Origin of the sequence: Oceaniradius stylonematis, assembly GCF_003149475.2 — a bacterium.
GTDB classification, from domain to species: Bacteria; Pseudomonadota; Alphaproteobacteria; order Rhizobiales; family Rhizobiaceae; genus Roseitalea; species Roseitalea stylonematis.
On the sequence record NZ_QFWV02000007.1, the window covers coordinates 71843 to 90387 of the forward strand.

Consider the following 18545-nt stretch of genomic DNA (forward strand, 5'->3'; position numbering starts at 1 on the left):
CGCCATCAGGGGATGCGACGTGAGTGACAAGATCAAGTTCGGGCGCGGGGGCCGCAAGCCGGCTGTGCCGGGCGCCGATCCAGTGGCGCCGGACACCGGTCAGCGGCCCATTCCGCGCTCTCCGGCCCAGGCCCTGCGCCCCGACGGCGGTGTCGAGCCGCCAAAGCGCCGGCGCGCCCGTGCCGCGCGCAGCCAGGTCGTCGTCTTCGCCAATTTCCTGTTCACGCTGCTCATCATGTCGATGGTCGCGCTGGGCGGCGCCTTGTATCTGGGCAAACTGCGCTTCGAGCAGCCCGGGCCGCTTGCGGCCTCGTCGACCTATATGGTCCGCCCCGGTGCCACGCTCATCCAGATCGCCAACGGGCTGGAGCGGCGCGGCATGATCACCAATGCGCGCATTTTCGAGCTGGGCGCGCGCGCCTACGGCAACCAGGACGCCTTCAAGGCCGGCGAGTTCGAGATCACCGCCCGCGCCTCGATGAAGGACATCATGGAGACGATGGTGCAGGGCGTCGCCATCCTGCATCCGTTGACGATCGTCGAGGGCACGACCGTCGCCCAGGCATTCGCGCGGATCGCCGAGAACGAGTTTCTCTCCGGTGACATGCCTTCCGACATGCCGCCCGAGGGTATGCTGATCGCCGACACGCAGAAATTCACGCGAGGCACCGAACGCAGCGACATCATCGCGCGCATGATCGATCAGCAGGAGCGGCTGATTGCGCAGATCTGGGAAAAGCGCGATCCGGATCTGCCGCTGAACGACATCAACGAATTCGTCACCCTGGCATCGATCGTGGAAAAGGAGACCGCGCTTGCCGAGGAGCGCCCGCGTGTCGCCGGGGTCTTCGTCAACCGCCTCGAACGCGGCATGCGGCTGCAATCCGACCCGACGATCATCTACGGCATTTTCGGCGGTGAGGGGAAACCCGCCGACCGACCCATCTACCAGTCCGACATCGACAATCCCACACCCTACAACACCTATCAGATCGACGGCCTGCCGCCGGGCCCGATCGCGATTCCCGGCCGCGCATCGCTGGAAGCGGTCGCCAACCCGGCGCAAACGGAAGACCTGTTCTTCGTTGCCGACGGAACCGGCGGACACGCATTTTCCAGGACGCTTGACGAACACAACGCCAATGTGCGCCGATGGCGGCAGATCGAGGCCGAGCGCGAGGCGGCGCGGGAGGCGGCCGAACAGCCCGCCGAGGGCGAGGCCACGCAGAACTGACACGGCAGACGCGCATCGGCCGGCAGGGGGAAGCGATGAGCGAAGCGGACATTCAGTCGATGACCGGATTTGCCACGGCACACCGGACCATCGGCACCGTTCGGGTCAATTGCGACATCCGCTCCGTCAATGGCCGTTCGCTGGACATCAAGCTCCGTGTTCCGCCGGGGCTCGAAGCGCTGGAACCCGGCTTCAAGAAACGGATCGCCGGCCGCGTAGCGCGCGGCAACATCCAGGTTTCGATCGGCGCCGAGGCGCCTGCCGATGCGGTGCCGCTTGCCATCGATGCCGGCGCGTTTCGCCATGTGGCCGCGCAGGCAATGGCGCTGTCGGTCGAGACCGGGCTCGCGCCGCCGACCACGGACGGGGTTCTGCAGGTGCGTGGCGTTGTGCTGACCGAGGACGGCACCGCAAGTCTGGCCCCGGACGACAGCGAAGAAATCGGCGCGCTGGTCGATGCCGCGCTTGACGGGCTGATCGCCGCCCGCCGATCGGAAGGCGCGGCGATGGCCGCGCTTGTTGCCGGCCATATCGCGGCGATCGAGGCGCTGGTCGACCGTGCGGCGGACGAGCCCGAAAGCCAGCCGGACGCTATCGGAACGCGCCTTTCGGCACAGCTCGAGCGGCTTCTCGGCGATTCCACGCTGGATTCCGAACGTCTGAACGCCGAAGTGGCGCTGCTTGCCGCCAAGGCTGACGTCACCGAGGAGATCGACCGTCTGAAGGCCCATGTCGCGGCCGCGCGCGATCATCTGGCCAAGGGTGGCCCGATCGGCCGCAAGCTCGATTTTCTGGCCCAGGAGTTCAACCGCGAAGCCAACACGCTGTGCTCGAAATCGGCGTCTTCGGACCTGACCGCCATCGGCCTGGAGCTGAAATCTGTGATCGACCAGTTGCGCGAACAGGTGCAAAACCTGCAATAGACCAAGAAACGGTCACGACGGAGAGGGTGCCGTGGCAGCCATGACAACAGATGACGCGGACGCGGTGAGCGTCCCGATCGCGCGACGCGGCCTGATGCTCGTCCTGTCCTCGCCTTCGGGTGCGGGCAAGTCGACCATCGCACGCAACTTGATGGAGATCGATGCCGGCTTCGAACTGTCTGTATCTGTCACCACCCGCGCGCGCCGGGGCAGCGAGATCGAGGGCGTGCACTATCGCTTCGTCGACGAGCGGACCTTCATGCGCATGCGCGACGATGACGATCTGCTCGAATGGGCCGAAGTGCACGGCAATCATTATGCAACGCCCCGGGCGCCGGTCGAGCAGGCCATGGCAGCCGGCCGCGACATGCTGTTCGACATCGACTGGCAGGGCGCCAAGCAGATGATCCAGAAGATGCGCGCCGATGTGGTCTCGGTGTTCATCCTGCCGCCCTCGATGGCCGAACTGCGCGCCCGGCTGATGCGGCGCGCCGAGGACAGGCCCGACGTGATCGAGCAACGGCTCAAGAACGCCGCCCTCGAGATCGAGCATTGGCGCGAATACGACTATGTGATCGTCAATGACGATCTCGATCGCGCTTTCGAGGCAGTGCGCGCGATCGTCCGCGCCGAACGCCTCAGGCGCGACCGCCGTCCGGGGCTGTTCGATTTCGTCTCGGGCCTTCTGGCGTCGGACTGGCGGGACGGCAGCGCCTCATAGGGCGTTGGCAAGGGCGCAGAATTCGGCGATCGAAAGCGTTTCGGCACGGCGGGTCGCCTCGATGCCCGCGCGGTCGAGCAGGTCCGCGCCGCCGACGGGCTTCAGGCTTTGTCGGAGCATTTTGCGGCGTTGCCCGAACGCATGCCGCGTGACGGTTTCAAGCTTGGCGACATCGCACGCGATCGGCGCGGATTTTGGCGTCAGGTGGACGACCGACGAGGTCACCTTCGGCGGCGGCCGGAACGCCTGCGGCGGCACGTCGAAGCAGATCGCCGCATCGGTCCTCCATCCGGCGAGAACGCCAAGCCGTCCATAGGCCGCTTCGCCCGGGCCCGCGACGATACGCTCGGCGACTTCCCGCTGGAACATCAATGTCATCGATACGTAGAAGGGCGGCCATTGCACCCCGCCGAGCCAGGTCGTCAGCAGCGCCGTGCCGACATTGTAGGGCAGGTTGGCAACGATCGCCGTGGGCCCGTCATCGGCGGCCAGCGCGGCAAAATCCTGTGTCAGCGCGTCCCCTTCGATCACCGTCAGCCGTCCCGGATAATGCGCTTCGATCTCCGCGAGCGCCGGCAGGCACCGCGCATCGCGTTCGATGGCGATCACGTGACGCGCGCCTTCCATCAGAAGCGCCCGTGTCAGCCCGCCCGGTCCGGGCCCCACCTCGATGACCGATGTGTTCGACAGATCCCCCGCCTGCCGCGCGATCTTCGATGTCAGATTGAGGTCGAGCAGGAAGTTCTGTCCCAGCGCCTTTCGGGCGGCGAGCCCGTGCGCGTCGATGACATCGCGCAGGGGCGGCAGCCCGTCGATCGCAAACCGGTCGGTCACGCCGGCGCCCGGCCGTTCGCTGCCATCTGCGCCGCCATCGTCAGCGCGGCGATGAAGCTGGCGGGCCGCGCCGCGCCGGTGCCGGCAATGGCGAACGCCGTGCCATGATCGGGCGATGTGCGGATGAAGGGCAGGCCAAGCGTGACGTTGACGCCGAGATCGAAGTCGAGCGCCTTGGCCGGGATCAGGGCCTGATCGTGATACATGCACACCGCAACGTCATATGTCTCGCGCGCGGCGGCGTGGAACATCGTGTCGGCGGGCAGGGGACCGCTCGCGTCGATGCCTTCGGCACGCACCTGATCGACCGCCGGCGCGACGATGGCCGTGTCCTCGGTGCCAAGCGCGCCGTCTTCGCCGGCATGCGGATTGAGCCCGGCGACCGCGATGCGCGGACGGGCAATGCCGAATCTGCGTTTGAGATCGCCGTCGGCGATGCGGATCGTCTCGGCGATCAGATCCGTCGTCAGCGCAACCGGCACATCGGCCAGCGGAATGTGGATCGTGACCGGGATGGTGCGCAGGCGGGGACCTGCGATCATCATCACCGGTCGCACCCGAGTTCCGGTATGCGATGCCGCCAGTTCGGCCAGATATTCGGTGTGGCCCGGATGGGCGAAACCCGCATCATAAAGCGGTTTCTTGGCGATCGGCGCGGTGACGACACCGGATGCCTCACCGGCAACGGTCAGTGCCACCGCCCGGTCGATCGCCTCGATGGTGCCGGCGGCATTTCCGGCAAGCGGCGTTCCCGGCCTCTCCTCCACCCGGTGCGACAGCGGAACGACCGGAAGCGCGTCGGCGAATGTCGCCATCGCCTGCCCCGGTTCGACGATGGTAACCGGGACATCGAAATTCAACATTCGGGCTCTTGCTGCGAGCTGGGCCGGATCGCCAACGCAGAAGAAGGGCGGCAGGTCCGATTCGGCGCGCATCGTCCACGCCGTCAGGATGATGTCCGGCCCGATACCGGACGGCTCGCCACAGCTGACGGCCAGCGGCAGACGCGTTGACGGTGTCGTCATGGGCGGGCCGTGACCACCGCTTCAGCGGCGCTGGATGCGGGCATTCTCGCGCAGTTCCGCCAACAGGCTGGCGCCGGCATCGCCGCCATCGCCTTCAAGTGCTTCGGTCGAGAACTGGAGCTGCGCCACACGGTCGTCGCTGACCTGCCGCGCCCGGCAGACGACGATGAACTCGACGCCGCGTTCGGTGTCCTTGATGTTGGTGGTCTGGCCGGCCCGCAGCCCCTTGATGTCATCGGCCCAGTTGGACGGCAGTTGCAGCTCGAGAATCCGGCCCAGATCGCGCACGGTTACATCGCGCAGGTTTTGCGCCATCGCCAGCGTCTGGTCGCAACTGCTGACGCGGCCGCGCATGCGGTTGGCTTCGGTGCGGCGGGCGGAAAGCTGGCCGCGATTGGCCTCGGGAACCACGAAAATCACCTGCTGGAGGATGTATTCGGTCGATGTCGGCTTCTGGCCGCCTTGCTCCAGCATCCGGGCGACGACATCCTGTTCGCTCATCATCTGGCTCTCGGACCGCGCGCGCAACTGGACGAGCTGGCCCCAGCCGATCTGCAGCCGGATGAACTCCTTGAAATGGTCGGCCGTCACGCCGGCCTGGTTCAGCACCTGCGTAAGCTGGCCGGTGCTCATATTGTTGCGGCTGGCGAAATTGCCGAACGCGCTGCTGACCATCGAGTCCGGGATGTTGATGCCGGCGCGCCGCAGCGCGCTTCGCTTGAGCGCGTCGTCGATCAGCTCGTCGGTTGCCAATTGCCGCACATTGCCGGGCCGCCGTTGCAGCCGAAGAAAAGCGGAGCGGCGGGCGATGTCGTAGCTCGTGACCACCTCGTCATTGACCACGACCTTGATCTCGGAGGCCAAGGCGGGCGAGGGGCCGAGCGCCGTCCCGGCCGGCCCGAGCGGCGCCACTGCTGCGGCAAGGACGACGGCGAACGCCATCAGGCGGTTGCGGTATCGGAAACGGGTCTGAACCATGGCGGGCCTCGGCAAATGTCTTTGGCGGAACGTTCCGGTCTTATCCGACCGGCGGCGTCGATCACAAGTGTGCCCGGGTGCCTGACGCCCTATCGGGGCGAAACGATGACGGCAATCAGAAATCGAGACCGGACGACGTGATCCCGAAATCGCCGAGCGTGCGGGCGGCGAACGTAATGCCGAAGGTGCGCTTCACGGCATCGGCCGTATCGACGGTTTCGGTATAGGAAAGGCCGAATTGGAAGCACTCATCGTCATAGGCAAGCCCGATCGACCGGTTGGTCATGCGATTGTTCGAGATATCGAAGGTCGCCGAACCCAGCACCCGCCAGTATTCGGCGAACCTGAGCGATCCCGATCCGGAGATTTCCTGCCGGTCCGTGTTGAAACCGTAGGTAGGCTGGGCCTTGATCAATGCATAGTTGGCGGCAAGCGCGATCGTGGCGTTGGTGAAGGATATGCCCCCATCGGCACGGCGCAAATCGAAATCGGTCTCGTCGAACCGGGCGTCGGCGCTCGCGGCAAAACCGCTGGCATGCCTGACGCCGGCATGGGCGACATAATCGGACCGGTCGGTTTCGAGGCCCGAATCGGCGCCCGCATTGACCAGATCGGCATCGTCGTAGGGATTGTCGCCGGCCAGATGGAACGATTGTCCGAAGACGCCGGTAGTGCTCCAGCTCTCACCCAGCGTGCCGCTGTAGCGGATGCCGGCATTGGCCCTTATGCCGCCTTCGATCCGGTCATAGCCCGAGAACTTGTCGCGATCGAACAGGGTCGAGGCGTCAAAGACCAGGCTCTGCGCATCCTCGTTGGGCAGCACGACATTGTTGGGCGCATCGGGCCGCACGAACACCTGTCCGATCGGTTCGAACACGTGAGTGGAGCCGGGCGCGGTCACCAGAAGCGGCAGCCGCGCTTCGACGCCGGCGGTTGCCATGCCGCGCCAGTGGGTGCCGTTTGCGGCGAGCGCCGTTCCGGTGGTCTCCATGGTCTGCGACAGCGGTCCTGCGGCATTGATGTCGAGGATTGTGCTGTCGCCCTGGGCGTGCAGGATCGGCGTGACCAGCAAACCGCCCGGAGCGGTGAAGGTGCGTTTCCACTCGGTCTCGGCGGTGAACCGCCAGGAATTGCCGTCTGTGCCGAAGGTCGCGAAATTGTCGTTGGCAGGGCCTGCCGCAAGACGCGTCTCGGCGGTTTCGCGCACGATGCCGCGTGTGTTCACGTTGAACGATAGCTGCCCGCCGGCCACCGGGCGCGACAGCACGTAATTGTAGTCCGTGCTGGGCAGCACATTGGGTTGCTGGGTGTTGCGCCCCCCCGGATCGAGCGTGCTTTCCTGAACGTCGAAATGCATAACGCGCGCGTCGAAGAAGTTCTGTCCGGAAAGGCCGGTCAGCCACGCCTCGTTGCGGACGACCTCGGTGTTGAAACCGGAGATCGAGTAGGTCCGCGCGAAGTTCTTGTCGGACTGGAGCATGCCGTTCCAACCGAACTGCCAGCGCGGGTTGATCGTGAACGCGCCCGACGTTCCGATCATGCCGCGATCGGGATTGAGATTGTCGACCGTGCCGGCGCCGAACGCGCCCGTCCGCTGCTGCTGAATACCGGCAATCTTGAGGTTGTAGATGCCGTTGTGCAGCCGGTGGCGGAATTCGGCCTCGCCCAGAAAGCCCTGACGCGTATAGCCGGTGCCGGTCAGCATCACATCATAGTTCGGCGCCAGATTGACGAAGAACGGCACCCGGACACCAAAACCCAGCTCTTCGGCAAAGCGAAAGCTCGGAGCGAGGAAGCCGGTCTTGCGCTTGACCGTGGGGTCGGCGGTGGTGAACACCGGCATATAGGCGATCGGAACGCCGAAAAACTCAAACCGTGCATGCTCGAAGCGGACGGTCTTTTCCTCCGCGTTCCAGATCGTGCGCTGGGATTTGATCTGCCATAGCGGCGGCCTTTCCGGCTGTTCCTCGCACGGCTCGCACGCGGTGTAGATGCCCTGGTTGAACACCGTCACATTGCCGTCGCGGCGCTCGGCGCTCTCGGCCACGAAACGTGTGTTGTCGGGCGTGACCACACGCAGGGAATTCAAAAAGCCCTCGCGGAAATCATCCGTGATGTCGATCTCGTCGGCCACCAGACGCGTGCCGTCCGGCTGCAGGATCTCGACATCGCCGATGGCAACCATCCGGCCGGTGTGCTCGACATAGGTCACCTGGCGGGCGACAAGCCTCGAGCCGTCATAGTCGATGCGCACATCGCCGACGGCAGAAATCGTGCCCGCATCATTGTTATAGACGAGTTCGTCCGCCTGCAGGAGCATCGGCGCGTCCGGGCTGGTCGCGGCCAGTTGGTCGATGCCGGTCTGGGCCGATGCGGGGGACAGGATGGCGGGCATGGCAAGCCCGGCCACGAGCGCGGCCAGCCCGACACCGGCGCACAGGCGTCTTGAGCGCGGTGAGCTGCTGTAGCCGCGCCGACATCCGGTGTGGCGATCGTCCGCCATGTGTGCCCTTCGGTTACGCATTACCCGTCTTCGTGATTGAGAAGATATCCGATCCCGAACAAGATGCCGCCCACCACCGGCAGCCACGCCGCCACGACAGGCGGCATTGCGCCTGCGCTGCCGAACGACTTCGCCAACGCCGTGACGACATAAAGCAGAAAGCCGGCGGTGACACCAGCCACAATCATGCCCGCGGACTGACCGAAGCGGACGAAGCGAAGTGAGACGGTTGCGGCGATCATCGCCATCGCGACCATCAGTGCCGGCAGTGCAACAAGCGAATGATATTGCATGGAAAACGGGGCCGACGGCACGCCGAACGAGCGGGCGGCATCGATCTGGCGTCCCAGCGCATAGATCGGCACCATGTCGGGCGGCACCAGCGCCTGGCGGACGACTTCCGTATGCAGACTTGTGGGAATCGTCATGCGTTCGGCAAGGACGGGCCGCCGCCGCGGCGCGCTGGTCGTCACGTCGGTGATCACCCACTCGCCTTCCGCAAGATGCGCGGAGGCCGCGTCGTGACGGGCGACGACGCGCCCATCCTCGCCAACCTCGATGAACACGGCCTCGTAGAGCGTGATGTCCTGGTTGGCGACCGTTTTGGCGGTAATCAGGATCGACCCGCCATCATCGCGGCTTTGCCGCAGCCAGGGTTCCTTGGTGTTGAAGAGCCGGTTCTGGGAACTGCCCTTCCAACTCCCCTCGATCGCCTGGGCCAGGGAGAACCCGTTTGCGGCGAGCGGATTGAGCACAAGCACCCCGGCCAGGCCCACAAACAGGGCCGCGACCCAGGTCGGCGCCAGGAACTGCCAGGCAGACATGCCGGCCGAACGCGCAACGACAAGCTCATATTTGCGGTTCAGCGCGATCAGCGTGGCGATCGTCGCAAACAGCATGACGAACGGAAGCGTGACCTGAAGGATGAACGGGACGCGCATCGCCGATACGCCAAGCGCCTTGAGCGCGGAATAGTCGGCCAGCGCGCCCGTACGGTTGGACAGTTCGGTAAAATCGACCAGCAGCGCGAGCGCGGCAATGCCGGCCAAGAAATAGAGCACCATGCGCACAAGGCGCATGAACACATAGACTTGAAATGTCCGCCCTGCCACGCCGGTCATGCTTCGTTCAACTGCCTGCGCGCGGTGCGCCGGCGCACGCGCTGCCATCGTTCATTGAGTGTCCCGGCCAACCGCACGGCCGGATCGGGCACCTGCATGACCCAGCCGCGCAGGAACATCAGCGCGGACAGGCCGATACCGGCCATCGGAATCGCATAAAGAAGCCAGAACAGCGTGCCGTCGGTCTTGATCTCATTGTAGGAAAAATAGCTGGCCCAGCGGTAGCCGAGCCCGGCTCCGAACGCCAGCACCAAGGCCATGATGCTGGCCGAGCGGTGCGTGCGCGGCTGTCCGGCGACAACCAGCGCGACCAGGGCGAACAGCACCGGATAGAGCCATTCCGTCATCCGGCGATGAAGTTCGCCGCGTGCCTGTCCTGGCCAGCTTTGCACCCAGGGATCGTTCGGGTCGGGATCGAAGAGGTAACCGGTTTCGCGCTCGTGCAGAAAATAGTCGATGCCTTCGCCAGCGCTGCCGAACTGCGCCAGATCCAGCGCATAGCTCCTGAACCGGATAATCGAGACCTGTCCGGTCTTGACGTCTTTCCTGTGCAGTTGGCCGTCCTGCAGCACCAGAAGGCTGACGCCCGTGCTTTCATCGACCTGCGCCTGTCGGGCAAACTGGGTCAGATGCATCTCCGCGTCGCGCCGGTCGGCGATCAGCACGCCGTTCAGGCGGCCGCCGGCCTCCTTGCGGTCCACATAGATCGTCAGCCCGTCCTCGATCTGCGTGAAGCGGCCATCCTGGATGAGTGTCGCCAGAAGGTCGGTGCGCATGTCGATCACGACGTCACGCACTGCCCGGTTTGCCCGCGGCTCGACGAAATGGCTGATCAGGAACACCGTCGCCCCGAGCACCAGCGACAGGATGACGATCGGACGGGCGATGGCGAGCCGGCTGATTCCCGAGCCTGCCATCACCGGCATCTCGCTGTCGGCGTTCATCGCGTTGAGCACGTTCACCGCGCCGATCAGCAACCCGAAAGGCAGCGTCAGGGTGATGAATTGCGGCGTCAGCAGTACCATCATCGTCAGGAACGCGCCGATCGAGCCGGCCGAGCCTGTCGCGAAATCGATGCGCGTGATCGCCTGGGTGATCCACACCACCGCCAGGATCGCCGTGAACGCGCTCAGCGCGGCAATGGCGACGCGGCGGAATATGTAACGCTCGACGGTGGTCAACGCTGCGGCCATCCTTTGCGCCGGGTCTCGCGCTCGTGAATCGGGTGCCGGTCCCGGTCGGCACCCCGTCCCGGACCGCGCTTGCGCGGCTCGCCGGTTCCGGCCCAATGTCGCCCGTCAGGGCTAACAATCCGGAAAATCCGACGGTTAATGAACCATTGCGAGACCATCGGGTCCTTGCTATCGCCGCGGGCAGCGCCAAAATCAAGGCTTTCCCCCCGCAACCGATTTCAAGGTTTTGTCATCCCATGTCCATGCTTCCGACAATCACCATTTCCAAACCGGCTCCGATCAAGAAGGGTGCGGCGCTGCTGGTTGCTCCGGAGGGCGCCGATATCGCCGCGCTTGCCGGCGATCTGGATGGGGAAGGCGTGGTCGCCCGCGCCGCCGAGTTGGCGGAGTTCTCCGGCAAGGCCAAGACCGTGCTCGATGTGCTGGCGCCGGCGGGCAGCCCGGCCAGCCGTATCGTCATCATTGGACAGGGCAAGCCCGAGGACGCCTCCGAGCCGGGCTGGATCGCGCTGGGCGGTGCCGCGCGCGGCGCGCTCGCCAAGGAGCCGCTCGTCACAATGATCGCCGGAGAGGACATGGATGCGGCGGCGGTCGCCAGCTTCGCGCAGGGCTATCTGATGCGGGCCTACACATTCGACAAGTACAAGACGGCCAAGAACGGTCAGAACGGAAAGCCGAAGGCACAGAAGCTGACCATCCAGAGCGCCGACGCCGCCGCCGCAAAGACAGCCTGGCGCGATGCCGAAGCCGTCGCGCGCGGCGTGATGCTGGCGCGCGATCTGGTCAACGAGCCGGCCAACATTCTCGGCACCGAGGAATTTGCCGCCCGTGGCGAAGCGCTCGAAGCGCTTGGCGTCGAGACCGATATTCTCGATGAAAAGAAGATGAAGAAGCTCGGCATGGGCGCGCTTCTGGGCGTGGCACAGGGGTCGGTCCGTCCGCCGCGCCTGCTGGTCATGAAATGGAACGGCGGCAAGGCGAAGGACAAGCCGATCGCCTTCGTCGGCAAGGGTGTCGTCTTCGACTCCGGCGGCATTTCCATCAAGCCGGCTGGCGGCATGGAGGACATGAAGGGAGACATGGGCGGCGCGGCGGCGGTCGTCGGCCTGATGCACGCGCTTGCCGCACGCAAAGCTGCGGTCAATGCGATCGGCATGATCGGCCTTGTCGAAAACATGCCCGACGGCAACGCCCAGCGCCCGGGCGACATCGTAACCTCCATGTCGGGCCAGACGATCGAGGTCATCAACACGGACGCGGAGGGCCGCCTGGTGCTGGCGGACGTGCTGACTTATTGCAACCAGACCTTCGAACCGCGCGTGATGATCGATCTGGCGACACTGACAGGCGCGGTGATGGTCGCGCTTGGCCAGCACCATGCCGGGCTCTTCTCGAATGATGACGCGGTTGCCGACGGCCTGACGCGGGCCGGCGCGCAAAGCGGCGAGAAGGTCTGGCGCCTGCCGCTGGGCCCCGACTATGACAAGATGATCGACTCCAAGTTTGCCGACATGAAGAATGTCGGCGGCCGCAATGCCGGCTCGATCACGGCTGCGCAGTTCCTCAAGCGTTTTGTCGGCGACACGCCCTGGGCGCATCTCGACGTCGCCGGCACCGCCATGTCCTCGCCGTCGAACGACTTCAACCGCTCCTGGGGATCGGGCTTCGGCGTGCGCCTGCTCGACCGCTGGGTGCGCGACACTTGCGAAGGCTGAACGGCGCAGCCGGGATCGTGCGATGACCGAGATCACCTTCTATCACCTGACCGAAACGGCGCTCGATGCGGCCTTGCCCGGACTTGTCGAGAAATCGCTGGCGCGCCGCTGGAATGCGATCGTCCAGGTGCCCGATGAGGGCGCGCGCGACGCGGTCGATCAGCTTTTGTGGAGCTACGAGCCGATCTCGTTCCTGCCGCACGGGCGTGACGGCGACGAGCCGGCATCCGATCATCCCGTCTTCGTGACGGCGACCGATGCCAACCCGAACGAGGCCGCGATCCGCTTTCTGGTGCGCGGCGCCGAGGCGCCGGCCGATCTGTCGTCGCATGAACGTGTCGCGGTGATGTTCGACGGGCGCGACGACGAGGCCGTGGGCCAGGCGCGCGGGCAGTGGAAAGCGCTGAAGGCGCAAGGCCACGATCTGGCTTACTGGAAACAGACGCCGGAAGGGCGATGGGAAAGGGCGGCCTAGCACGATGACGTTTTTGCGCCGCATCGGCCTGACGGCCTTCCTCGCCGGCCTTGCCGGGCTGGTTCTCTATCCGGTCTGGTTCGGCACCTATCACAATGTCGATCTGGGCACCTATCGCATCCATGAAGCGCGCGACGGGTTCCGCACCATCGCCGATGTCTCGCTGTCGCCGGCCGCCATGCCGCTGCGCATCGACATTTCCGGTCGCGGCCGCGTCCCGCCCGGCGGCGCCGAAATGCCGAACCTGACGCTGGTTCTCAACGGCCCGCAAGGCTCTGTCGCCGCAACCGTGTTGGACCTGGACCCGCGCAGCGATGGCGAAATCGCCGCCGACATCGCTCTGGAGCAGCAACTCACCATCGACAGCGGGATCGACAACGGGCTCCACACCTTTGTCTTTGCCGAGGGCGACCGCCCGGCCGACATGATCGCCTTTCTCGACATGACGCTGACGGGCGCGATCGCGGCGCCCGACCCGCGCGTTCGGCCGGCCTCCTACGGGCTCTTGGGCGCCGGCATCGCGATCATGGCGGTCGGCGGGCGGCGCCGGCGCAAACCGGCGGGCGGCAGGACGGACAATGACGACACGCGCGCGAGCACGTCGAACATCGGCCGCCGTGTCCCGCTCGACAAGGCCGGGCGCGAACCTGAAAAGCCGGCGCGGCAGTGGGGGCGCGGCGAGGACAGCTAGCCGGCGCTGATCTCTTCATAGTCAGCCGACAGCGCCAGCCATTTGTCTTCCCACGCCGCCCGCTTCTGCTCGGCCTCTGCACGCTTGCGGGACAGTTCGGCGACGCGCGAACCATCGGCGACCACCTCCGGCTTGAGAAACTCGGCGTCGATCGCTGCGATCACCTTGTCGGCCTTTTCGACAAGCCCTTCCAGTTCGCCGATCCGTTTGCGCATCGGCGCCAATTCGGCCCGCCGGGCCGCGGCCTCCCGCCGTTTTTCCTTGCCGCCGCCCGTTTCGGCCTTGTCGGCGCGCGGCGCCGCGTCGCGCTTGAGGATCAGCGCGCGATACTCGTCCATGTCGCCCTCATAGGGCGTGACCGTGCCGTCCGTGACCAGCCACAGCCGGTCGGCGGACGTCTCGACCAGATGGCGGTCATGGCTGATCAGCATGACGGCGCCTTCATAGGCGTTGAGCGCCTCGGTCAGCGCCGCGCGGCTGTCGATGTCCAGATGGTTGGTCGGCTCGTCGAGGATCAGAAGGTGAGGGGCGTCGTGGGTGGCCAGCGCCAGCGTCAGCCGCGCCCGTTCGCCGCCCGAAAGTTCGGCCGCCGGCGTATCCATCTTGGCCGCCGTCAGCCCGCAATTGGCAACGCGCGCCCGCACTTTGGCTTCGGCCTCGTCGGGAAACAGCGCGCGGAAGTGCTGATAGGCGCTCGCCTTGGGATCGAGATCATCAAGCTGGTGCTGGGCGAACATGGCGACGCGCAGCTTGTCGGCACGGGTGATTTTGCCGCCCTGCGCATCGAGCCGCCCGGCCAGGAGCTTGGCAAAGGTGGACTTGCCGTTGCCGTTGGCGCCCAGAAGCGCGATCCGGTCGTCATGGTCGATCCTGAGGTTGAGGCGGCTCAGTACCGGCCGTCCGGGCTCATATCCGGCGCTTGCGCCTTCAAGAGCGATGATGGGCGATGCCGCCGGCCGCTGCGGCGACGGAAAGCGGATCGGCGCCACGTGCTCGTCCACCAGAACCGACGCCTCGCCCATCCGTTCGAGCGCTTTCAGCCGGCTTTGCGCCTGCCGCGCTTTGGATGCCTTGTAGCGGAACCGATCGACAAAGGCCTGCATGTGCTTGCGCTTGGCGGCCTGCTTTTCGGCCATCTTGGCCGACAGCATCGCCTTTTCGGCGCGTGTCCGCGCGAACCGGTCGTAATTGCCGCGATAGACCGACAGTTTGCGGTGTTCGAGATGCAGGATGGAACTGGCGCAACTGTTCAGAAGATCGCGGTCGTGGCTGATGATCAAAACCGTATGCGGATAACGCTGAATGTAGTTTTCCAGCCACAGCGTGCCTTCGAGATCGAGATAGTTTGTCGGCTCGTCCAGCAGCAGCAGGTCCGGCGCGGTGAACAGAACCGATGCGAGCGCCACGCGCATCCGCCACCCGCCAGAGAACGAGGCGCATGGACGCGCCTGCGCCTCGGCATCGAACCCCAGACCCGCCAGGATCGAGGCGGCGCGCGCTTCGGCCGAATGCGCATTGATGTCGGCAAGGCGCGTGTGGATCGCCGCAATCGCGTCCGGATCGGTCTCGGTTTCGGCGGCCGCAAGCAGGCTTGACCGTTCCGTGTCGGCTTCAAGGACCGTTTCGAGCAGCGACCGGTCGGTGCCCGGCGCTTCCTGCGCGACCTGTCCGATGCGCAGGTTCGCGGGCACGGTCACATCGCCGCTCTCGGGCGCGATCTCGCCGGTTATCAGGCGGAACAGGGTCGTCTTGCCGGTGCCGTTGCGACCGACAAAGCCGCACTTGGAGCCGGCGGGCAGGGTGGCTGACGCGCCCTCGAACAGCGCCCGTCCCGCGATCCGGTAGGTCATGTTTGCGATCTGCAGCATGGCCGTCATGTGCCCGAGCGCCGGGACGTGTGCAAGTGTTTGCAAGGTCCTGCATGGCGTCCGATTTCGGGCGCGCAAGCCTTGGCAAGGGCGGTCGCCGGAGCTATAGGGCGCCCAACCTTCCCGATCCTCCCCCAAACACGCTGACAAAGGGTACCACCATGGCCATCGAGCGCACCTTTTCCATGATCAAGCCGGACGCCACCAAGCGCAATCTGACCGGCGCGATCGTCAAGATTTTCGAAGAAAACGGCCTGCGCGTCGTCGCCTCCAAGCGCGTCTGGATGAGCCGCCGGCAGGCCGAGGGCTTTTACGCCGTCCACAAGGAGCGCCCCTTCTTCGACGAACTGTGCGACTTCATGTCGTCGGGCCCGACTGTCGTTCAGGTGCTTGAGGGCGAAAACGCCATTGCCAAGAACCGCGAAGTGATGGGCGCGACCAACCCGGCCGATGCCGCCGAAGGTACGATCCGCAAGCTCTACGCCAATTCGATCGGCGAGAACTCGGTGCACGGCTCCGACGCGCCGGAAACGGCCGCCGAGGAAATCGCCTACTGGTTCGCCGAGACCGAAATCGTCGGCTGAACCGAAAGCCGCGCGCTATCAATTGAGGCCGGGCGTTCCAGCGCCCGGCTTTTTCACGCGTCGATGGCCAGCGCCTCGAAACGCGCCCGTGCCGCATCGGGCAGGGGCGTCGATTTGCGGGTTTTCAGATCGGTGAGGACGATGACGCTATGGGCGGTTGCGACGCACTGGTCACCGGCGAACAGAGCCTGGCCGAGCGTCATCGACGTATTGCCGATGCGCGATACGCCGCTGGCGACCAGAACGTCTCCGGGGAACATCAGTTCACGCTCGAATCGGACGGTCAGTTCGGCGATGACGAACTGGGTGCCCTCGGGCGGCAGGCCGTGTTCGGGATCATAGAGGAACGCGACGCGGCCGCTTTCGAACAGGGTCGCAAACACGGCATTGTTGACATGGCCCTGCATGTCGGTGTCGCCAAAGCGCAGCCTTTCGGTGATCTGATGGGGGTAGGCGGATGGGCTGCGCGGTGGTTCGGCGGCTGTCATTGTCTCTCCGGTCGTGTCGAAAGGCGTGTGCGCACTTGCTCTACAGCAATGCCGGGTGCGACGAAAACGTCATAGGAAAGCCGTTAAGGGCGTTCTAAGGTTTTTCAGTTATCGTCAGTATGTTGAGTTGCGAAGTGGAATGGACGTGAGTGCAGTCGCCTCTGATACCGAGTTTGTCGCCACACGCGGCGCGGACTATCCGGACTATGCGCGCGAGGAGCGCATCGCCGACGGCACGATCCATGTGCTGGGCGTTCTTGCCAGCCTGATCGGCTTCGCCTTCGTCTACGCCTTTGCCTTCACGACGCTCTCGGTGCCGCTGAATTCCGCGTTGATCGTCTACGGCCTGACGGTGTTTGGCCTGTTCTGCTTTTCGGCAGCCTACCACATGACGCCCTGGCCGGAGACGCGGCCGCTGCTGCGCCGTTTCGACCAGGCCGCCATCTTCCTGAAGATCGCCGGTTCCTACACCCCGGTCGTCGTCCTGATCGGCGGGGGATTGGCCTATTCGCTGCTGGCGATGATCTGGGCCGCCGCGCTGCTGGGTGCGGCGGGCAAGCTGTTTTCCGGCGGCATTCTGGATCGCTACACAGTGCTGCTTTATCTGGCCATGGGTTGGGCGAGCCTGCTGTTGGTCTGGCCGNATCTTCCACCAGTGGGACGGGCTGAAATACCAGAACGCGGTTTGGCACGGCTTCGTCCTGTCCGCCTCCGCGTGCCACTTCATCGCCATCGTCCACGCCTCGTTTGCGCTGGGCGCATAGGCGCACAAGCTCTTTCCGCCAATGACTGTCGGCTCTAGCGATCCGCGGCGCCTTGCCAGCGCGCCGTGGCGTCGTCGTCGGCTTCGTTTGCCGCGACCCAGCCGCCAAGGGTGCCGTCGGCGAGATGTTCGCGTTTCCAGAACGGGGCGCTGGTCTTCAGATAGTCCATCATGAAGTCGGCTGCCTCGAACGCAGCCCGCCGGTGCGCGGCAGCGGCGATGACGAGGACGATTCCCTCGCCCGGCCGGATCAGCCCGTGCCGGTGGATCACGGCGAGCGCGTCGAGTGGCCAGCGATCGCACGCCTCGTCGGCGATGCGCCGCATCTGTGCTTCGGCCATGCCCGCATAGTGCTGAAGTTCGAGCGCGGCCAGACGTCCGCCCTCGTTGCGGCACAGGCCCGTGAAGGTGACCAGCGCCCCGATGCCGTTGCTGGCGGCGCTGATCGCCGCACATTCGCGCGCCGCATCGAACGGCTCGGGCTGAACCCGGATGTCGGGCGTTGCGCGCATCGCCGGTTCAGCCCCCGGTCATCGGCGGAAAAAGCGCGATCTCGCGGGCTGTGCCGATGGTATCGGAGGGGTGGATGTGCTCCTGGTTGACCGCCATTCGGATCGCCTGCGCATCGTCGAGCGCCAGCGCGTAATTCTTGCCCAGCCCCTTGAGCCAGGTGATGACCTCGGCGCCGGTGCGCACGTCGTCCGGCAGGTCGAGCCTCTCCTCCTGGACGCCGATGCGCTCGCGCACCCAGGCGAAATAGATGAACTTGACGTTTCGGCTCATTTCACCCTCCCGTCACGTGCCGCATGCCTGAGCGGAAATAGTCCCATCCCGTATAGAGCGTGATCAGCGCGGAAATCCACAGCAGCACCAGCCCCGTTTCCGAGACGAGGGGAATGACCGTATCGCCGGCCGGGCCGGCGAGAAGAAAACCGATGGCAATCAATTGCATGGCGGTTTTCCATTTGGCGAGCCGGCTGACCGGCACCGACACCTTCACCGCGGCGAGGTATTCGCGCAGGCCCGAGACGAGGATCTCGCGGCACAGGATGATGATCGCCGCCCAGAGGGACCAGCCGGCGATCGATCCTTCTGCGGCGAGCAGCAACAGCGCCACCGACACCAGAAGCTTGTCGGCGATCGGATCCAGCATCTTGCCGATGGCCGATCCCTGCTTCCATTTTCGTGCCAGATAACCGTCCAGATAATCGGTGATCGAGGCGATGACGAAGATGGCAAGCGCCCACCAGCGCGCCGCGTTGCTCGCCTGAAAGGTGCCCTCGGCGAAAAAGCACAGCACCATCAGAGGCACGGCGACGATCCGCGCATAGGTCAGAAGGTTCGGGATCGAGAAAGTGTGGGGTGCCGGCGTGTTCGCCATCGGTGAAAAAAGCCCTTCATGGCTTCGGTGGTCACGGCGTCCTAATCA

The 18545-nt window shown here is 65.3% G+C and carries 19 protein-coding genes; 8 read left to right on the forward strand and 11 right to left on the reverse strand.

Going from position 1 to position 18545, the window contains the following annotated elements; translation table 11 throughout:
* Nucleotides 1–19: 19 nt before the first annotated feature.
* From mltG to gmk, 3 genes are read left to right on the forward strand one after another with little or no spacing between them, the layout of a single operon-like run.
* Nucleotides 20–1234, forward strand: a complete 1215-nt coding sequence (mltG, locus tag DEM25_RS11330; RefSeq protein ID WP_245412880.1) for an endolytic transglycosylase MltG — start codon at nt 20–22, stop codon at nt 1232–1234.
* Nucleotides 1235–1269: 35 nt separating this feature from the next.
* Nucleotides 1270–2157, forward strand: coding sequence for a YicC/YloC family endoribonuclease (locus DEM25_RS11335; RefSeq protein WP_109765881.1), 888 nt, complete (start codon nt 1270–1272; stop codon nt 2155–2157).
* 40 nt (nt 2158–2197) lie between these two features.
* Nucleotides 2198–2878: a guanylate kinase gene (gene gmk, locus DEM25_RS11340; protein WP_109766141.1), complete on the forward strand. Its 681-nt coding sequence runs from the start codon at nt 2198–2200 to the stop codon at nt 2876–2878.
* Here gmk and rsmA read toward each other — a convergent pair.
* The 6 genes from rsmA to lptF form a co-directional block, all read right to left on the reverse strand.
* Complete coding sequence (gene rsmA, locus DEM25_RS11345; protein ID WP_109765882.1) at nt 2873–3712, reverse strand: 16S rRNA (adenine(1518)-N(6)/adenine(1519)-N(6))-dimethyltransferase RsmA; 840 nt, start codon at nt 3710–3712, stop codon at nt 2873–2875. The two genes, gmk and rsmA, sit on opposite strands and share 6 nt — an antisense overlap.
* A complete protein-coding gene (gene pdxA / locus DEM25_RS11350; protein WP_109765883.1) occupies nt 3709–4737 on the reverse strand; it encodes a 4-hydroxythreonine-4-phosphate dehydrogenase PdxA in 1029 nt (342 codons plus the stop codon). Before pdxA ends, rsmA begins: the two co-directional genes overlap by 4 nt.
* Before the next feature lie 21 nt (nt 4738–4758).
* A complete protein-coding gene (locus tag DEM25_RS11355; RefSeq protein WP_245412881.1) occupies nt 4759–5715 on the reverse strand; it encodes a SurA N-terminal domain-containing protein in 957 nt (318 codons plus the stop codon).
* 115 nt (nt 5716–5830) lie between these two features.
* Nucleotides 5831–8218 carry an LPS-assembly protein LptD gene (locus DEM25_RS11360; protein WP_109765884.1) on the reverse strand — a complete coding sequence of 796 codons (2388 nt, stop codon included), beginning with the start codon at nt 8216–8218 and terminating at the stop codon, nt 5831–5833.
* A gap of 20 nt (nt 8219–8238) precedes the next feature.
* The gene (locus DEM25_RS11365; RefSeq protein ID WP_375567755.1) at nt 8239–9330 is read right to left on the reverse strand and encodes an LptF/LptG family permease; all 1092 of its coding nucleotides are present in this window, start codon (nt 9328–9330) and stop codon (nt 8239–8241) included.
* 5 nt (nt 9331–9335) lie between these two features.
* The gene (gene lptF / locus DEM25_RS11370) at nt 9336–10532 is read right to left on the reverse strand and encodes an LPS export ABC transporter permease LptF (RefSeq protein ID WP_109765886.1); all 1197 of its coding nucleotides are present in this window, start codon (nt 10530–10532) and stop codon (nt 9336–9338) included.
* 236 nt (nt 10533–10768) lie between these two features.
* Here lptF and DEM25_RS11375 point away from each other — a divergent pair, with 236 nt between their 5' ends.
* From DEM25_RS11375 to DEM25_RS11385, 3 genes are read left to right on the forward strand one after another with little or no spacing between them, the layout of a single operon-like run.
* Nucleotides 10769–12247 (forward strand): leucyl aminopeptidase, encoded by a 1479-nt coding sequence (locus DEM25_RS11375; RefSeq protein WP_109765888.1) that lies wholly within the window; start codon nt 10769–10771, stop codon nt 12245–12247.
* Between the two features lie 22 nt (nt 12248–12269).
* Nucleotides 12270–12722, forward strand: a complete 453-nt coding sequence (locus DEM25_RS11380) for a DNA polymerase III subunit chi (protein ID WP_109765889.1) — start codon at nt 12270–12272, stop codon at nt 12720–12722.
* A gap of 4 nt (nt 12723–12726) precedes the next feature.
* On the forward strand, nt 12727–13413 hold the full coding sequence (locus tag DEM25_RS11385) for a hypothetical protein (protein WP_109765890.1): 687 nt from the start codon (nt 12727–12729) through the stop codon (nt 13411–13413).
* Here DEM25_RS11385 and DEM25_RS11390 read toward each other — a convergent pair.
* Nucleotides 13410–15281, reverse strand: coding sequence for an ABC-F family ATP-binding cassette domain-containing protein (locus tag DEM25_RS11390; RefSeq protein ID WP_109766143.1), 1872 nt, complete (start codon nt 15279–15281; stop codon nt 13410–13412). The two genes, DEM25_RS11385 and DEM25_RS11390, sit on opposite strands and share 4 nt — an antisense overlap.
* 161 nt (nt 15282–15442) lie before the next feature.
* On the opposite strand from DEM25_RS11390, the gene ndk reads away from it, so the two are divergent.
* On the forward strand, nt 15443–15865 hold the full coding sequence (gene ndk / locus DEM25_RS11395) for a nucleoside-diphosphate kinase (RefSeq protein WP_109766144.1): 423 nt from the start codon (nt 15443–15445) through the stop codon (nt 15863–15865).
* A gap of 53 nt (nt 15866–15918) precedes the next feature.
* On the opposite strand, the gene DEM25_RS11400 is transcribed toward ndk, so the two are convergent.
* Nucleotides 15919–16353, reverse strand: coding sequence for an acyl-CoA thioesterase (locus DEM25_RS11400; RefSeq protein WP_109765891.1), 435 nt, complete (start codon nt 16351–16353; stop codon nt 15919–15921).
* 139 nt (nt 16354–16492) lie between these two features.
* On the opposite strand from DEM25_RS11400, the gene trhA reads away from it, so the two are divergent.
* The gene (gene trhA, locus DEM25_RS11405) at nt 16493–17155 is read left to right on the forward strand and encodes a PAQR family membrane homeostasis protein TrhA (RefSeq protein ID WP_439650681.1); all 663 of its coding nucleotides are present in this window, start codon (nt 16493–16495) and stop codon (nt 17153–17155) included.
* Here the strand turns inward: trhA and DEM25_RS11410 are convergent.
* The 3 genes from DEM25_RS11410 to pgsA are packed head-to-tail and all read right to left on the reverse strand — an operon-like array spanning nt 17152 to nt 18497.
* Nucleotides 17152–17628 carry a molybdenum cofactor biosynthesis protein MoaE gene (locus DEM25_RS11410; protein WP_109765893.1) on the reverse strand — a complete coding sequence of 159 codons (477 nt, stop codon included), beginning with the start codon at nt 17626–17628 and terminating at the stop codon, nt 17152–17154. The genes trhA and DEM25_RS11410 overlap by 4 nt on opposite strands.
* Before the next feature lie 7 nt (nt 17629–17635).
* On the reverse strand, nt 17636–17899 hold the full coding sequence (moaD, locus tag DEM25_RS11415) for a molybdopterin converting factor subunit 1 (RefSeq protein ID WP_109765894.1): 264 nt from the start codon (nt 17897–17899) through the stop codon (nt 17636–17638).
* A gap of 1 nt (nt 17900) precedes the next feature.
* The gene (gene pgsA, locus DEM25_RS11420; protein ID WP_109765895.1) at nt 17901–18497 is read right to left on the reverse strand and encodes a CDP-diacylglycerol--glycerol-3-phosphate 3-phosphatidyltransferase; all 597 of its coding nucleotides are present in this window, start codon (nt 18495–18497) and stop codon (nt 17901–17903) included.
* Between the last annotated feature and the right edge of the window lie 48 nt (nt 18498–18545).

Bases quoted from the DNA above. Each gene is read 5' to 3' on its own strand.
- DEM25_RS11335 (WP_109765881.1), top strand. From the start codon at position 1,270: ATGAGCGAAGCGGACATTCAGTCGATGACCGGATTTGCCACGGCACAC.
- DEM25_RS11410 (WP_109765893.1), bottom strand. From the start codon at position 17,628: ATGCGCGCAACGCCCGACATCCGGGTTCAGCCCGAGCCGTTCGATGCG.
- pdxA (WP_109765883.1), bottom strand. From the start codon at position 4,737: ATGACGACACCGTCAACGCGTCTGCCGCTGGCCGTCAGCTGTGGCGAG.
- lptF (WP_109765886.1), bottom strand. From the start codon at position 10,532: ATGGCCGCAGCGTTGACCACCGTCGAGCGTTACATATTCCGCCGCGTC.
- DEM25_RS11380 (WP_109765889.1), top strand. From the start codon at position 12,270: ATGACCGAGATCACCTTCTATCACCTGACCGAAACGGCGCTCGATGCG.
- DEM25_RS11375 (WP_109765888.1), top strand. From the start codon at position 10,769: ATGTCCATGCTTCCGACAATCACCATTTCCAAACCGGCTCCGATCAAG.
- pgsA (WP_109765895.1), bottom strand. From the start codon at position 18,497: ATGGCGAACACGCCGGCACCCCACACTTTCTCGATCCCGAACCTTCTG.
- gmk (WP_109766141.1), top strand. From the start codon at position 2,198: ATGACAACAGATGACGCGGACGCGGTGAGCGTCCCGATCGCGCGACGC.
- DEM25_RS11385 (WP_109765890.1), top strand. From the start codon at position 12,727: ATGACGTTTTTGCGCCGCATCGGCCTGACGGCCTTCCTCGCCGGCCTT.
- DEM25_RS11400 (WP_109765891.1), bottom strand. From the start codon at position 16,353: ATGACAGCCGCCGAACCACCGCGCAGCCCATCCGCCTACCCCCATCAG.
- ndk (WP_109766144.1), top strand. From the start codon at position 15,443: ATGGCCATCGAGCGCACCTTTTCCATGATCAAGCCGGACGCCACCAAG.
- DEM25_RS11360 (WP_109765884.1), bottom strand. From the start codon at position 8,218: ATGGCGGACGATCGCCACACCGGATGTCGGCGCGGCTACAGCAGCTCA.
- DEM25_RS11355 (WP_245412881.1), bottom strand. From the start codon at position 5,715: ATGGTTCAGACCCGTTTCCGATACCGCAACCGCCTGATGGCGTTCGCC.
- DEM25_RS11390 (WP_109766143.1), bottom strand. From the start codon at position 15,281: ATGCTGCAGATCGCAAACATGACCTACCGGATCGCGGGACGGGCGCTG.
- moaD (WP_109765894.1), bottom strand. From the start codon at position 17,899: ATGAGCCGAAACGTCAAGTTCATCTATTTCGCCTGGGTGCGCGAGCGC.